14 protein-coding genes are annotated in these 14,538 nt (G+C 46.6%); 2 read left to right on the top strand and 12 right to left on the bottom strand.

From position 1 onward, the window contains the following. Positions 1–8 precede the first annotated feature (8 nt). Positions 9–1,406 carry an amidase gene (locus ACOJUR_RS07210; protein ID WP_203114355.1) on the top strand — a complete coding sequence of 466 codons (1,398 nt, stop codon included), beginning with the start codon at positions 9–11 and terminating at the stop codon, positions 1,404–1,406. A gap of 46 nt (positions 1,407–1,452) precedes the next feature. Here the strand turns inward: ACOJUR_RS07210 and ACOJUR_RS07205 are convergent, their stop codons facing one another. The 7 genes from ACOJUR_RS07205 to ACOJUR_RS07175 form a co-directional block, all read right to left on the bottom strand. After that, on the bottom strand, positions 1,453–2,607 hold the full coding sequence (locus ACOJUR_RS07205) for a glycosyltransferase family 4 protein (RefSeq protein WP_072873817.1): 1,155 nt from the start codon (positions 2,605–2,607) through the stop codon (positions 1,453–1,455). Positions 2,608–2,613: 6 nt separating this feature from the next. After that, positions 2,614–3,762: an NAD-dependent epimerase/dehydratase family protein gene (locus tag ACOJUR_RS07200; RefSeq protein WP_072873816.1), complete on the bottom strand. Its 1,149-nt coding sequence runs from the start codon at positions 3,760–3,762 to the stop codon at positions 2,614–2,616. A 190-nt stretch (positions 3,763–3,952) separates the two neighbouring features. Beyond that, positions 3,953–4,795: an archaetidylserine decarboxylase gene (asd, locus tag ACOJUR_RS07195; protein ID WP_072873815.1), complete on the bottom strand. Its 843-nt coding sequence runs from the start codon at positions 4,793–4,795 to the stop codon at positions 3,953–3,955. A 187-nt stretch (positions 4,796–4,982) separates the two neighbouring features. Beyond that, positions 4,983–5,186 carry an alpha/beta-type small acid-soluble spore protein gene (locus tag ACOJUR_RS07190; protein WP_072873814.1) on the bottom strand — a complete coding sequence of 68 codons (204 nt, stop codon included), beginning with the start codon at positions 5,184–5,186 and terminating at the stop codon, positions 4,983–4,985. Positions 5,187–5,315: 129 nt separating this feature from the next. Then, positions 5,316–7,361, bottom strand: a complete 2,046-nt coding sequence (gene recG, locus ACOJUR_RS07185; protein WP_420949607.1) for an ATP-dependent DNA helicase RecG — start codon at positions 7,359–7,361, stop codon at positions 5,316–5,318. 6 nt (positions 7,362–7,367) lie between these two features. Then, positions 7,368–9,107, bottom strand: coding sequence for a DAK2 domain-containing protein (locus ACOJUR_RS07180; RefSeq protein ID WP_420949606.1), 1,740 nt, complete (start codon positions 9,105–9,107; stop codon positions 7,368–7,370). Between the two features lie 9 nt (positions 9,108–9,116). Next, positions 9,117–9,485, bottom strand: coding sequence for an Asp23/Gls24 family envelope stress response protein (locus ACOJUR_RS07175; protein WP_072873811.1), 369 nt, complete (start codon positions 9,483–9,485; stop codon positions 9,117–9,119). Positions 9,486–9,666: 181 nt separating this feature from the next. Here ACOJUR_RS07175 and rpmB point away from each other — a divergent pair, with 181 nt between their 5' ends. Beyond that, a complete protein-coding gene (gene rpmB, locus ACOJUR_RS07170; protein ID WP_072873810.1) occupies positions 9,667–9,858 on the top strand; it encodes a 50S ribosomal protein L28 in 192 nt (63 codons plus the stop codon). Between the two features lie 162 nt (positions 9,859–10,020). Here the strand turns inward: rpmB and spoVM are convergent, their stop codons facing one another. From spoVM to ACOJUR_RS07145, 5 genes are all read right to left on the bottom strand, one after another. Beyond that, positions 10,021–10,101: a stage V sporulation protein SpoVM gene (gene spoVM / locus ACOJUR_RS07165; protein ID WP_129583545.1), complete on the bottom strand. Its 81-nt coding sequence runs from the start codon at positions 10,099–10,101 to the stop codon at positions 10,021–10,023. Between the two features lie 107 nt (positions 10,102–10,208). Continuing rightward, on the bottom strand, positions 10,209–10,859 hold the full coding sequence (gene rpe / locus ACOJUR_RS07160; RefSeq protein WP_072873857.1) for a ribulose-phosphate 3-epimerase: 651 nt from the start codon (positions 10,857–10,859) through the stop codon (positions 10,209–10,211). A gap of 5 nt (positions 10,860–10,864) precedes the next feature. Next, complete coding sequence (rsgA, locus tag ACOJUR_RS07155) at positions 10,865–11,740, bottom strand: ribosome small subunit-dependent GTPase A (RefSeq protein WP_420949605.1); 876 nt, start codon at positions 11,738–11,740, stop codon at positions 10,865–10,867. A 32-nt stretch (positions 11,741–11,772) separates the two neighbouring features. Beyond that, on the bottom strand, positions 11,773–13,764 hold the full coding sequence (gene pknB / locus ACOJUR_RS07150; RefSeq protein ID WP_420949604.1) for a Stk1 family PASTA domain-containing Ser/Thr kinase: 1,992 nt from the start codon (positions 13,762–13,764) through the stop codon (positions 11,773–11,775). After that, positions 13,761–14,522, bottom strand: coding sequence for a Stp1/IreP family PP2C-type Ser/Thr phosphatase (locus tag ACOJUR_RS07145; protein WP_420949603.1), 762 nt, complete (start codon positions 14,520–14,522; stop codon positions 13,761–13,763). Before ACOJUR_RS07145 ends, pknB begins: the two co-directional genes overlap by 4 nt. Positions 14,523–14,538: the final 16 nt, after the last annotated feature.

Here is a 14,538-nt window from a genome sequence, read left to right as displayed (position 1 = left end):
TTTTTTCATTGACAGGCGAATATTGGACGCTTACCAAGGCACATCAAGCACTCGCGCGGCGACAGTTGTCGGCGCGCGAATTGGCTGAAGCGCATCTTCAACAGATTCATGCGCACAACAGTCAACTACGTGCTTTTTTGTATATCAATGAAGATATTTTACAATTAGCGCAAGAGCAGGACAAAAAACGAGCGCAAGGAAGTTTTCTGCCTCCCTTGGCCGGACTCCCTATCGCGATTAAAGATCTGTTTCACACAAAGGATATGCCCACCACTTATGGCAGTCGTTACTTTGCCCATCATCAGCCACTCGCCGACGCTCCAAGCGTAGCCCGTTTACGAGAACTTGGCGCCTTATTGATAGGCAAAACACATTTGCACGAATTTGCATTCGGCACGACAAGCGAGAATATCCACTATGGACATGTCCGCAATCCATGGAATCGTTCTAAAATTGCTGGTGGTTCCAGTGGCGGATCGGCCGTGGCGTTGGCAAGTGGTATGAGTTTAGCCGCCCTTGGCACAGACACGGGTGGTTCCGTGCGTATCCCGGCCGCTTTAACAGGCACCGTCGGTCTGAAACCCAGCTTTGGCCTCATTTCAAAAGAAGGCGTCTTCCCACTTGCTCCATCGCTCGATCACGTTGGACCAATGACACTTTCTGTAGACGATGCTGCCTGGATGCTGAGTTTACTCACTGCTTCGTCCCATGAACAGGCTATGCGCATGTCGCCAGACGATCACCCCTATCTCCCTTACTCACTTCCTGAACCGATTCGCGCCGGTGTGATACGTCCTTATTTTTTTGATCGCTGTCATCCTGGGGTGGTAGACAAAATCACATCCTTGTTGCGTGTGTTGGAAACCCGATGGCTAAAACGCATTGATTTATCTTTGTCCGGTCTAGAAAGAGTACAAGAATATCAGCGGGTATTGATTACCACAGAAGCCTATGCTCTTCATCGACAACGACTTCAAGAAAACGACAGCCTGTTTGGAGATGATGTGCGTGATCGCTTGAACAGCGCTAAATCGCTAAGTGCGATTGAGTTTTTAGATGCACTGCATTTTCAAAAAGAATTTACAGCCGAAATGACGGAGAAATTTGCAATAGTGGATGTCCTTGTTATGCCAACGGTTCCTATTCCTGCTACGGATATTGGTCAATCAAAAGTTTTTGTGGGTTCCCATGAAATGCCCGTGCGAAGCCTACTCAACCGCAATACGCAACCGTTCAACTTCACCGGTTTGCCAGCACTCAGTATTCCTGTCGGGCTTTTGGATGGCCTGCCAGTGGGCTTGCAGTTGGTAGGACCGCTTGGTTCAGAGAGAAAGTTGCTTTCCATTGGAAAGTTTATAGAAGAAGCGGTGCAATGGAACCCTCTGGCCCCTATGCACCGCACTTGAAGAGAGAAAATAGAATGATGTGACGAATCAAATCAGTATAGTGCAACTAAGATCGACTGAGCGGCATTGCACGCACCGGAGCCGTCCGAATACCAAGTACAGACTGGTAATGTTCTATCAACTGACGAGTTGGGCGTTGCCAGTCCAACTCGGATGCAATCTGTGCAGCGTGGGAGCAGATATGGTCTCTCCACTCACGATCTGCAAACAGTTGATTGACTTTCTGCAAAAGATCCCCTGCCTGCTGGCTGTTGTATATAACGCCAGCTTTTCCATATTCCAATACTTCCCGCGTAGGTGGACTGTCTGCTGCAATAATCGGCAAACCGCTTGCCATGGCTTCAAAAAGTACCAATCCTAGCGTCTCCGTCGTGGACGGGAAGACAAAAGCATCAGACGATTTATAAGCTTGCGCCAGTTCACGACCATGCAAATAGCCGACAAACGTGGTTCGTGTACCTGCAAAATAACGTTCCAGTTCAGCACGGTGCGGTCCATCACCGACGATGGCCAAATGATACGGCTTGTCCTCTTGCACGCACTCCAGTAACTGTTCGATCCGTTTTTCAGAAGCCAATCTGCCCACATACAAAAGCAATTTATCTGTATCTTTCGCGTTTGGCGCTAAACGATGCCTCATTTCAGGAGAAGGAGAGGTTTCTTGATAGAGCTTCAAATCAACTCCGCGTTCCCACAAACCTACATTTTTAAAGCGTTGAGCCAACAATATTTCCTGTGTAGCTTTAGATGTGCACAAATTAAGAACAGCCCGATTATGCAAAGTACGAAAATACCACCATAAAGCCGGTTCGAGAAAATCCAAATGATAATGACGAGCGTAAGCTGGTACATTCGTATGGTAAGAAGCGACTAACGGCAAGCGCAATTTCCATGCGTAATAGATAGCCGACAAACCGACGAATGCGGGATTGACGGTATGAATTAAATCAGCTTGAAACTCTTGGAGAGGTGCACCGATTTTCCTGGACGGCATGGGAAACTTTTTTTCAGGATAGAGAAAAAAGCGCATTGACGGCAAGGAAACAATTTTTGCTCCGGCATATTCTTTTGGCGCACCTTCAGGCGCAAACAGCAAAACCTCGTGGCCTTCTGCATGCAACTTTTCCAACGTTGCACAAAGACGCGTGACAATGCCGTCCGTCCCCGGCAAAAAAGTTTCCGTAAACATCGCAATGCGCATTCGTTCCTACCTCCAGGTCGCAGTTGGCGCAATCACATTTGTTTGAATTCGATCGCGATAGCGCTCTGCTGTCTCAATCAAGTCGCGAATCAACTCGTCCGAGAGCAGATGAGGTTGCAGCCCCAAATCAAGCAGTTTTGTATGAATGGCGTTGTAATAATGTTCTTCTTTTTCTACACGAGGATTCTCCAAATGATCAATACTCACTGTCAATCCCATCTCAGCAGCCACACGTTGTACACGCTCTGCCAATTGAAGGACTGAAAATTGTTCGGTAAATTGATTGAAAACACGGAACTCACCGCGATCGGCCGGATGAAGCGCTGCTAATTCAACACACTGCAAGGTATCGCGAATATCGAGAAAAGCCCGTGTCTGTCCGCCTTTTCCATAAACCGTCAAGTTATAGCCAATGGCAGCCTGGATACAGAAGCGATTAAGCGCCGTACCAAATACTCCATCATAGTCGATTCGGTTGTAAAGACGTTCATCCCGTTTTGTCTCCTCGGTCCACAGTCCATATACGACTCCCTGATTTAAATCAGTGGCTCGAATCCCCCACGATTTGCAGGCGAACATAATATTGTGACTGTCATGAACTTTAGAGAGATGATAGAAAGAAAATGGCTGTTTGGGATAAGGGAGAACATCCACTCGCCCCTTATGTTCAATACGGATATAGCCTTCTTCAATATCAATATTCGGCGTGCCATATTCACCCATTGTACCCAATTTGATGAGATGGCAGTCAGGAACGAGTTCTTTCATAGCAAAAAGCACGTTTAAATTGCCAACTACATTGTTCACCTGGGTGAAAACAGCATGTTCCCGATCGATCATGGAATAGGGTGCAGAGCGCTGCTCACCATAATGAACGATTGCCTCAGGTTCAAACGCTTTAAAGGATTCGTGGACAAATTCGTAATCTTGCAAATCTCCGCGGAAAAGCGTAATCGTTTTTCCTGTGATCTCTTTCCAAGCAGAAATACGCTCTTCAATAGATGCAATCGGCGTCAGTGACTGTGTGCCAAGTTCTACATCCCATTCTCTGCGTACCATATTGTCTAGAATGGCTACTTCATGACCTCGCTCTGAAAAATAAAGCGCTGTGGGCCAGCCACAAAACCCGTCTCCACCAGCAATCAAAATTTTCACTGAATACATTCACCCCGTAGATGAAGTTCGGCAACATACACCGACATCCGCTGACTGTCCCATTTGGACAAGCCCTCAGTTCATCTACACTCTACAATGTTTGTCCGTTCTCGGCAAGCGCAGTCTCTTCCAATTGAGCTCCGTGAATTGGAAAACCTCTCGGAAAATCTATATTCACATGGTCGCCAACTTATCGATTTCCTATTCCTACATTGGCCAAAACGCTTCCCATTTTTACTCGCTGTCCGACAGTTTGGAGATTGTTCACCACAAAACCAGGAGAAGTCAGCAAAATAACCGTAGAACCAAGTTCAAATCGACCAAACTCTTCTCCTTTCAATTCTTCAACAGCTCCTTGAAACAAAGATTCGCTATGGTGAAGAAAACGATGACGGAATGGATGCATGCGCGGCATATGACGCAAACGTACGGAACCGACACCAAACGCACCAATCGAAACAAGCACATAAAAATGTTGGTCATTGACACGAAATTCTGTTACAACTCGTTCATTTTTCGCAAAAAGTAACGATGTCATCTTTTCGCCCAGCGAATTGACTGGATAAAGATGGCCTGGAATATGACGATGGGATACCCAAAGCCCTGAATAAGGAATATGAATTCGATGATAGTCGCGAGGACTTAGATAAATCACCCAAAACTGACCTCCGGTCAATCGATGAGCCAAATCTTCATCATGGAGCAAATTAAAAAGAGAATAAATTTGACCTTTAGCTTCAAACTGTTGTTGATCGTCAATTAGACCTGTACTGGTAACCAATCCGTCTACAGGTGAAACCAGTCCCTCTTTTGCCAGTGGTCGGGCAAAGCTGTGCAGCGATCGACAAAAAAAACTGTGCAAAGTAGGGTAATCTTCTACTTTTCGGTCGAGCTCCCAAACATTGATTTGGTACTTGCGAACATACCAGGGAATCACTTTTCGACTCAGGCGCATCCTTGAAAATTTACCCAAAAAATACGTTGTTGTACTTCTTGGAATAAGCTGCATAGCAATTCTTTGCAGACGCTGCATGGGTCACCTCTAGTTTGGATACTCATCCAGCCAAGGATGAATTCCATATGGTTGTATGATCAAGCATACGGTCTGGAGATGTTCTTCACAAGATAAACAAAGAGGAGCCACCCTCCAGTCACTTTGACATGACCTTCGTGGTAGCTCCTCTGTTCTTCACCAGGACCCTTTTTGTCTGGTATCCTGATTAGAAGTTCTGACGACCCGACAATTGCTGTTCAGCGTAGGCCACCAGACGTTTGGTGATTTCTCCACCAACTGAACCGTTCTGACGAGAAGTCGTTTCAGCGCCGAGCTGAACGCCAAACTCAGAAGCGATTTCGTATTTCATTTGATCGAGGGCGCGAGAAGCACCGGAGACAACTAGGTTATTGCTACTTCCGTTTGCCATTTCCTTTCACCTCCCCTGCTCTTGGTACACCTATTATGAGAAGAGAACACTAGAAATATGTTTGCCACATTAAGCCAATACAAAAGTTGTACGGCCCCCGCTAAAACCCGTCCCAAAACTGTACAATTTTTAATATTTTAGCCCTGCCGAATCTGCTTCAAACAGATGTTTACGCAAACCTTCGTAAACCGGGAGCAGCCAAAATTCGTTTTCCTGCAATAGTTTCTCTGCCTCATCGCGAGCGACTTGCATGATATTTAAATCGCGAGCCAAATCCCCTACAGTAAATTCCGGCAATCCGCTTTGCCTTACGCCAAGAAACTCTCCTGGACCGCGCAACTCCAAGTCCTTTTCCGCAATCAAAAAACCGTCATCTGTACCAACCATGGTTTCAAGACGTTGCTTGGCCACATCTCCAGGCGGATCACCAAGAAGAATACAAAAACTTGCATTCGCACCACGACCAACGCGTCCGCGCAGTTGGTGCAACTGGGCAAGGCCAAAACGCTGGGCATGGTAAATCAACATGATGGTGGCATTGGGAACGTCAATACCGACTTCGATGACGGTTGTAGAAACAAGCGCTTGAATTTCACCTGCTATAAAGGAACGCATGATGGCGTCCTTTTCTTTCGCCGACTGACGCCCATGCAACATACTGACTCGATAGCCAGCCAAATGCGACTGCATCTGCTCGTACAGCGACACAGCCGATGTCGCCTCCAGTTTTTCCGAATCCTCCACAAGTGGAGCGACTATATAAGCCTGCCGACCTTTAGCCAGTTCACGACGAACCATGCGAACTGCTTTGTCTTCTTCACTGCTTCGCAACCAAAATGTACGTACAGGCTGCCTGCCTTTTGGACGTTCGCGAATCACGGAAACATCTAAATCTCCATAGATGGCAAGCGCCAACGTACGCGGTATGGGCGTGGCAGACAGATAGAGAATGTCGGTGCGCTCCCCTTTTTCTTGCAATGTACCACGCTGTGCAACGCCAAAGCGATGCTGCTCATCGGTAATGACCAGCCCTAAACGAGCAAACTCCACATCTCCTGTCAGCAAGGCGTGTGTGCCTAAAAGGAGATCGACCTGATGGGCCGCCAGAAGAGCCAGAATCTCTCTGCGTTCGCGAATACCTGTGGAACCTGTGAGCAAAGCTACACGTACACCCAGTGGCTCAAGCCGCTTGCGAGCTTCAAGAAGATGCTGCTCGGCGAGAATTTCTGTAGGAGCCATCATAGCCACTTGCCAGCCAGCACGTACCATAGCATAGGCGGCAAAGAAGGCAACCCATGTTTTGCCCGATCCGACATCCCCCTGAAGCAGTCTCGTCATGGCACGTGGACTATTGAGATCATGATAAATCTCTTGCATAGCATCGTATTGACCATCCGTTAGCGTAAATCCTTCCAGCGCATCAGCAAACTTTTCGAATACATCAGAAGGTACATGACGGACAACTCCGTCTGACTGCAATTTGGCTTGAACACGATATCGCTGCAGTTGCAGCTGGAATAAAAAAAATTCTTCAAAAGCAAGTCGCCGGTGGGCTTGTCGCAACTCCTCCCGGGTTCGGGGCCGATGCATGGCCAGTAACGCTTCATAACGATTTACCAGTTTATAACGCTGCCGCAATTCAAGCGGCAATAAATCAACAATTTGATCTTGAAATTGCGCCAGTGCTTGTTGTATAAAAGCAGCTATTTGCGGCGAAGAGATTTGTTTGCTTGAACGGTAGACAGGGTACATGGCCGCTTCTTCTGAACGTAGTCGCTGGTTGCCAAACTCTGTATGAGAAACGGCGATACGACGGTAACGTTCACTCCATTTTCCTTGCAGAATGACAACTTCGCCTTCGCGCAGACGTTTTTGTAAATAATGTTGGTTAAACCACATAGCGTACGCAGGGGTTTGAAAATCAACCAGAACAGGTGCCTGGAGAATAGATTTTCCATTTTGCCAACGCAGTTTAGGCGACCCATTAATGGTCACCTGAACGCGCACCCTGTCACCATCCGCATAAGACAGCAGTGGACGAATACGCAAATCGTCATAACGGTAAGGAAAATGCGTGAGCAATGCAGCAACATCATGAATGCCAAGTTCGGCCAATGCCTTGGTTTTGGCCGGTCCTATACCAGCCACATGTGTGACAGGCACCTTTTCAAGCAAAACCGTTCACTCCACCGTGATAAAATAATCAAACACCGATTGACCGCCCTCTTGAAACTCCACTTCTATTTCCGTAAGCGCCACAATTTGCTGTCGAAGCAAGGACAAATCCGAAGTGGAAGCCGCCGATCCGATATAAACGGTAATGAGTTCTGAATCTGGCTGAAGAAGCTCTTTTAGTAAATAGACAAGGGCATCATTTGCATCTGGCAGAACGTTCAACAGTTCATCTTCAAGAAGAGCTAGAAACTGTCCTGCACGGACTTCACGATTTTGATAGACAGAATCACGGCTTGCTTTGGCAACCATTCCCACTCGACATTGAGAAACCGCTCGTTGCATGGCCAGATTATTTTCATCAAATCCAAGATGAGGAGAGAATGCAAGCAATGCAGCGATACCATGTACCGGAGTGCGCGTTGGAACCACAGAAACCCGTTTGTTTGCTTTTGTCATCAGTTGAGCAGCCTGCTCAGCAGAAAGAAGGACATTTTTATGGTTGGGTAAAAGAATCACTTGCTCTGCGCCGCTCGCCTCAATCGCTTTGGACCAGTCTTCAATGCTTGGATTGGCCAATGGTTCTTGCCCTACCAAGACTGTCACACCAAGCGATTCATAGACTCTACGAAAACCTTCTCCATTGATAGCAGCAACAATCGCCATCTGGTCAATATTTTGCACTTCCTCCGTAGAATCTTGAGCCGCTGGATGCGGCCTTGAGTCTTGTTCAACTGGATGCAAATGGGCATTTTGCTCTGTCATGTTCTCTATCTTAATCTGCACAAGGGGACCGAACTGCAATGCCACTTCCAACGCTTGACCAGGATGCAGCGTGTGAACATGCATACGCAAATATGGAGGTGACGTTACCAATACCAAAGAGTCGCCACCTTCAGCCAGTAACTGATGACGCAAAGATTCGCCAGCTCTATCCACATCTCCAGCTTCTATCCGAATTAGAGCTTCTGTACAGTAACCGTAATGTCCGTGAGATTCAACCATCTCATGAATAGCATCGCTGCTGATATTTTCAACATTCTCGGCAGGATAAAAGTTCTTCTGCTCTAATTTTGATGGATTAAAAGTATCCGTTTCCGTGTACTGGGGAGATGCCTGATCCTTATTCCATCTCGACACTGCATCCGCCATGCCTGCGAGAATATAGACGAGACCCTGCGCACCAGAGTCTACCACTCCCGCTTGTTTTAAGACAGGCAACTGTTGCGGTGTAGCAGCCAAACTCTGTTTTGCACTCTCTACGATGACGGCAAACAAGGATGTCCAATCAGCATTCTCTTGGCGCGCTTCTTTCTGAGCGGCTTGTGCAACATCTCTTGCCACAGAGAGAATCGTCCCCTCAACTGGCTTCGAAACAGCTCGATAGGCAATTTGCACCCCTTCAAAGAAAGCTTTGGCAAACTGGTTTACACTAAAAGCGGTTACATCCACTTGACTGAAACCACGGAAAAGTTGAGAGAGAATAACCCCCGAGTTACCTCTAGCTCCCATTAAAAGGCCTTCCGCAAATATTTTACTGACTTCTGCACAGGTCTGAAACGATTTTCCGTGCAACGCTTTAATGCCTGCCGTAAAAGTGAGATTCATGTTGGTTCCTGTGTCACCATCTGGGACAGGAAATACATTCAAAGCGTTAATTTCCTCTTCATGCAGAGAAAGCTCAGCGTGCGCAGCGCCGAGCAGGATTTGCCATTGATGAGATGAGAGAAGAAAAGATGGATTGGCCATGCAGTCCTCCTATGAGTTGCTGGAAACGCGAACACCCTGAACGTAAATATTTACCCGACTGACTTCCGAACCAACACTTTCCTGCAGCATATATCGAACCTTCTCGCGCAGATTTTGAGCAACTTCATAGATGTTTGTACCATAGGAAACAATGATGTACAAATCTACTTCCACATCGCCATTTTCATCAATGCGAACTTCCACACCACGTCCTGGATTGTCCCTGCCTAACAGTTCTGTCAGGCTATCCTTGACCTGTCGTCGAGAAGCCATGCCTACCAAGCCATAACAATCCATTGCGGCATAACCTGCAACAGTGGCAATTACCTCTTCCATCACGGTCACTTGACCCAATTCCGTTTCAAAAGTCTTCGGCATGGGCAACCTCCCTATCTCCAACCAGCTATTTACTGCCCATTGTACTATATCAGGATATTGAGGAAAAGCGACGCGCAAAATGATTGCAGTCCAGTGACCCATATGCTAAGATGTCTGGGGTTAACGATCGACTGCAAATTCTGCCTTTGGGCAGCATTCGTAGCCAAGGAGGTGCTCCATCATGGCGAGACGCTGTGAAGTGTGCGGCAAGGGTCCGCAGGTTGGCCACAAAGTCAGCCACTCCCATATTCTCACCAAGCGCCGTTGGCTCCCTAACCTTCAGCCCGTTCGCGTCAACGTGAACGGAACCGTGAAGCGGATGCGGGTTTGCACAACATGCCTAAAATCCGGCAGGGTGACCAGAGCGGTTTGAATTTGGGTTTAACCATTACTGATGAAGAGGATTATTTCATTCAGCGAAAAAAGCACTCGTTTGCACGGGTGCTTTTTTTGTTCCCACTGACCTGCTCTGCAAAGTTGAAATGAGTCAGCAAATTCCCATCTCATGCTAGCTATACTATACATTTGACATTCATTAGTCCTTGGAAACCGTTCCCAACACTGCTTTGACAATACCACCTAGAAATTTTGGAAGTTTAATCGTGTAAAATTTCAACACACTTTCCCTCCCCTTTGGACCCATATCGCTGCGAACAGCGCCGCATGGTCACCATCTCTTAGGATGTATATTCAATTAAGGAGAAAATGTGCTGTGAGCCAAGCTTAAAATCGAGAAAGAAATTCCTGGACACGTTCCTTGGGGTGAGCCGCTTCAAAAATGGCCGATCCAGCCACTATGACATTGGCGCCCGCAGACATCACCTGTTCAAGCGTCTCCAGAGATATTCCGCCATCTACCTGTACATGCGCCGTACTGCACCCATACTCAATCAGCTTGCGTCTGACTTCAGAAATTTTGGGCAACGTGGCAGGAATCAAATGTTGACCGCCAAAACCTGGATTTACAGTCATGACTAAAACGAGATCGACATCTTCAACAATATAGGCTAGCGTATCTAATCCAGTAGCTGGATTGAATGCTATACCCGCTTGCAAACCAGCGCTGCGAATCATTTGTATAGCACGATGCACATGAGGAGTGGATTCAGCATGAATGGTCAGGCGATTGGCGCCTGACTTGGCAAAAGAAGTAATCCATTTTTCCGGGGCTTCAACCATGAGATGCACGTCTAAGAAAAGAGAAGGGAACGATTTGCGCAGGGCATCCACGACTACAGGACCCATACTGAGATTGGGAACAAAATGACCATCCATGACATCGACGTGAATCCATTCTGCACCTGCCACAACTACTTCGTCCACTTGCTCAGACAGACGGCTGAAGTCGGCTGACAGAATGGAGGGGGCAAGAATTTTTTTCAATATTGACGTCCCTCCTGTTCTATCTTATTGTTAACCAATGTTTGGTAATTGGTGAGACGCTCTGCAGGCAAATCTCCCCGTTCAACCGCAGCTTGTACAGCACAATTTTCTTCTTGCAAATGTAAACATCCTCGATAGGGACAATTTTGGGCAAAGGGAAAAAAATCAGGATAATAGAGTCGGACATCCTGAGAGGCCACCGACAAACTTAATTGACTAAAGCCAGGAGCATCAGCAACCCACGCGTTTTCACCGACTGAGAGAAGAGAAACATGGCGCGTGGTATGTCGACCACGCCCCATTTTTTCGCTAATTCCTCCAGTTTCAAGGGAAAAATGAGGTGCTAAGGCATTGAGCAAAGAAGACTTGCCGACACCGGATGGGCCTGCCAATACAGTGATTTCTCCTGTCAACGCCTCTTTCACATCTTCTAGCCCGATTTCTTTGCGACTACTGACGAAAAAAATGGGGAATCCAGTCAATCGGTATTGGTTAAACAAATCTTCTTTATCTTGATCCGTTGCAATATCACATTTTGTAAAAACAATGACAGGTCGAATCCCGGCCTGTTGAACAGCCACAAGAAGACCATCGAGCAAGTAGGTTTGAATGAGCGGCTCAACAATGGAAAAGATGACAAAAGCTTGCGTAATATTGGCAACTGGCGGGCGTAACAGTTCTGTACTGCGCGGCAAGATTTCTTCAATGACGCCTTCGGTTTCTCCCATCGGCACCATTTGAACGAGATCGCCCACCAACACAGTCTGTCCTCTTTTTTTAAAAATACCGCGCGCACGGCAACGACGTTCTATTTCTTCTGTTGTATAAACATCAAAGAAACCACCGCGCGCACGAATGACTCGCCCTTGCAAGCACATCCCTCCTGATTGGAGCGTTTTCTGTTCTATCCCTGCACCTGAACGGTCTTGACCAGATTGCCATTCAAATAAACCTGTACCAGTCCATTTTCTCCGGGTTGCAAATAAAGCGTTTCTGTCCAACTTGTTGTTTGCGAAATCTCTTGATTAACGACTATCTGCCCGCTGCCTTCAGCATCTGTCAAAGCAATTTGCACATGTACAGGCCCCTGCCCAGAATTAACAGGAACAGTGATTTTCACCTGATGCGGGGTCGTATTCGGTGGCGGTGTATTCGATGTTGAATTCCCACCTGTACTGTTATTACTCGACGAACCATTGCTTGAAGTGTTTGGATTGTCAGAAATGTACAGATTAATCGTTGAATTAGGTTGTACATTAGCACCCGCCGCAGGTGAAGTTTGTACGACCGTAGAACTCGGCTTTGTAGAATTGACAGGTGTAACTGTACCTACCTGTAATCCTACTGCTTCCAATGCTTTGACGGCATCAGCGTAGCTCATTCCTACCACATTTGGCACAGAAACACTGGATTGCCCTTGTGAGACATAAAGTGTAACGTTACTGTTTGTAGCCACAGTTGTCCCAGCGGGTGGATTCGTAGAAATCACTTCGCCTGAAGGAGTGTTGGAATTTGTCTCATTTTTAATGACAATATGGCTGCGCGTAAATCCCGCATCTACCAAAGTCTGTTCCGCCATATCTGCAATTACGCCAGTTAAATCAGGCATCTTGACTGTTGGCGCACCACTACTCACATAGATAGTAATGATTCTTGTTTGTTTGACTTCCGTCGGACCTTCAGGATTTTGATCGTAAACAACCCCTTTGGGTTTGTCGCTCGTTCCTCTGTCTTCCACTATCTGATTGGGTTGAAAACCGGCTGATTCCAATTTTTGAAGAGCGACTGATTCTTGATCACCCACCACATTGGGAAGATTTAAGTTGGGTACTTCTAGTACGCGAGTCAAAATGGTTAATGCAGCCCAGATACCAAGCCCGATGACCAAAAGCACTAAAATGGAATAGAGAATTTTTTGCCACCAGGGTCTTTTGGGCTTATTTTTATTTTTCTTTTTCTTCTTTTTATTTTTATCCTGATCGTTACCAGTTATAGCACTATCCTCACGCACAACTGGCACGGCAATCGTTTCATCAGAAGCCTCCTTGGGTAGACTGAGTTTCTGCACATTTGGATGAACAAGCGCATCATCCAAGTCTTCCAACATGGCCGTCATGTCGGGATAGCGCCATTCAGGTGATTTCGCTAAACAACGTAGAACAATATTTTCGACACTTTGCGGAATGTTTCGGTTTAATTGTCGAGGTTCAACAAAGTCAGAACGCAGATGCTTAAGCGCCACACTGACCGGTGAATCACCAGAAAAAGGTAACTCTCCGGTCAACATCTCATACATCACTACACCTAAACTGTAAATATCACTTTTCACATCAGCATTGCCGCCGCGAGCCTGTTCTGGAGAAAAATAGTGGACGGAACCGAGTACTGAAGTGGCTTGTCGATCGTTAATGGTGGTTCCCGTAACAGCTCTAGCAATCCCAAAATCAGTAACCTTTACCAGACCAGATTTGGTTAATAGAATGTTATGTGGTTTAATGTCGCGATGAATAATTCGATGTTCATGAGCATGGGCCAGAGCTTCACAAATTTGCGCAGTAATGTCGACTACTTTCTCTACTGGCAATGGTGCTTCTGTCTTAATTAGATCCTTCAGCGTAGGACCATCCACATACTCCATGACAATAAAATACTCTTCGTCTGACATACCAACATCATATAGATTTACAATATTAGGGTGAGATAATTTGGCCGCCGCCTGCGCCTCTTGCCGAAAACGCTGAACGAACTCTTCGTCACCAGCAAATTGGGGACGGAGCATTTTTACAGCGACTGTTCTTCCCAGCAGTTCATCTACTGCTTTATAGACGACTGCCATACCGCCGCCGCCAATCGTTTCCTGCAAACGATAACGTCCGCCCAAAATGCGCTCCGTCACGGTCTCTCACCCCCTTTACGATTCACTGCCAAAACTAACGTAATATTGTCCGATCCGCCTCTCGAGAGCGCAGTTTGAATTAATTGTGTGGCTATATCGTCAAGATCTTTACTGTCAAGCAATTTTGAAGCTTCTTCCATAGCTTGAAGAAGTTCATTCTCCTCCACAAGATTAAAAAGTCCATCTGTACAGAGCAAAAGAGTATCTCCTGTTGCCCAGGAAAGCGTTCTTATATCTGGATAATGGTGTTCTTCTGCACCCAGCGAACGTGTGACTAAATGCCGCTGTGGATGGTGCTTTGCCTCATCTTCAGTTAATTGGCCTCGCCTTACCAATTCTGCAACCAGAGAATGATCAGCTGTGATTTGCTCTAAAATACCTGCGTGGTAAAGATAAGCTCGACTATCCCCAACATGGGCAATATGAAGGGATTGAGGATGAAGAAGAGCGCAAACAATCGTGGTTCCCATGCCAAAATAAGCTGGATTATTTTTCCCAGTCAAATAAATGTTTTGATTGGCCACATGAACCGCTTCACGCAACAATTCTTCAGCATCCATATCCTCTGTCTGATGTTCCAGCAAATACTCACTCACTTTTTCAATGGCAATTTGCGAGGCTATTTCTCCCGCAGACGGCCCACCCATACCATCTGCTACCACACACGCTTGCCTGGGAAAAAGCTGAGGCAGAACCACATAATTGTCCTGATTCATTGGCCTGACAAGACCAATATGGGATTTGGCCGCAAAGAGCAATTTGCCACCTCCAGCA

This window comes from Alicyclobacillus tolerans, from assembly GCF_048984885.1.
Classification (GTDB): domain Bacteria; phylum Bacillota; class Bacilli; order Alicyclobacillales; family Alicyclobacillaceae; genus Alicyclobacillus_I; species Alicyclobacillus_I tolerans.
Note: the sequence above shows the minus strand (reverse complement) of the source record. Positions and strands in the feature narration are given on the sequence as shown.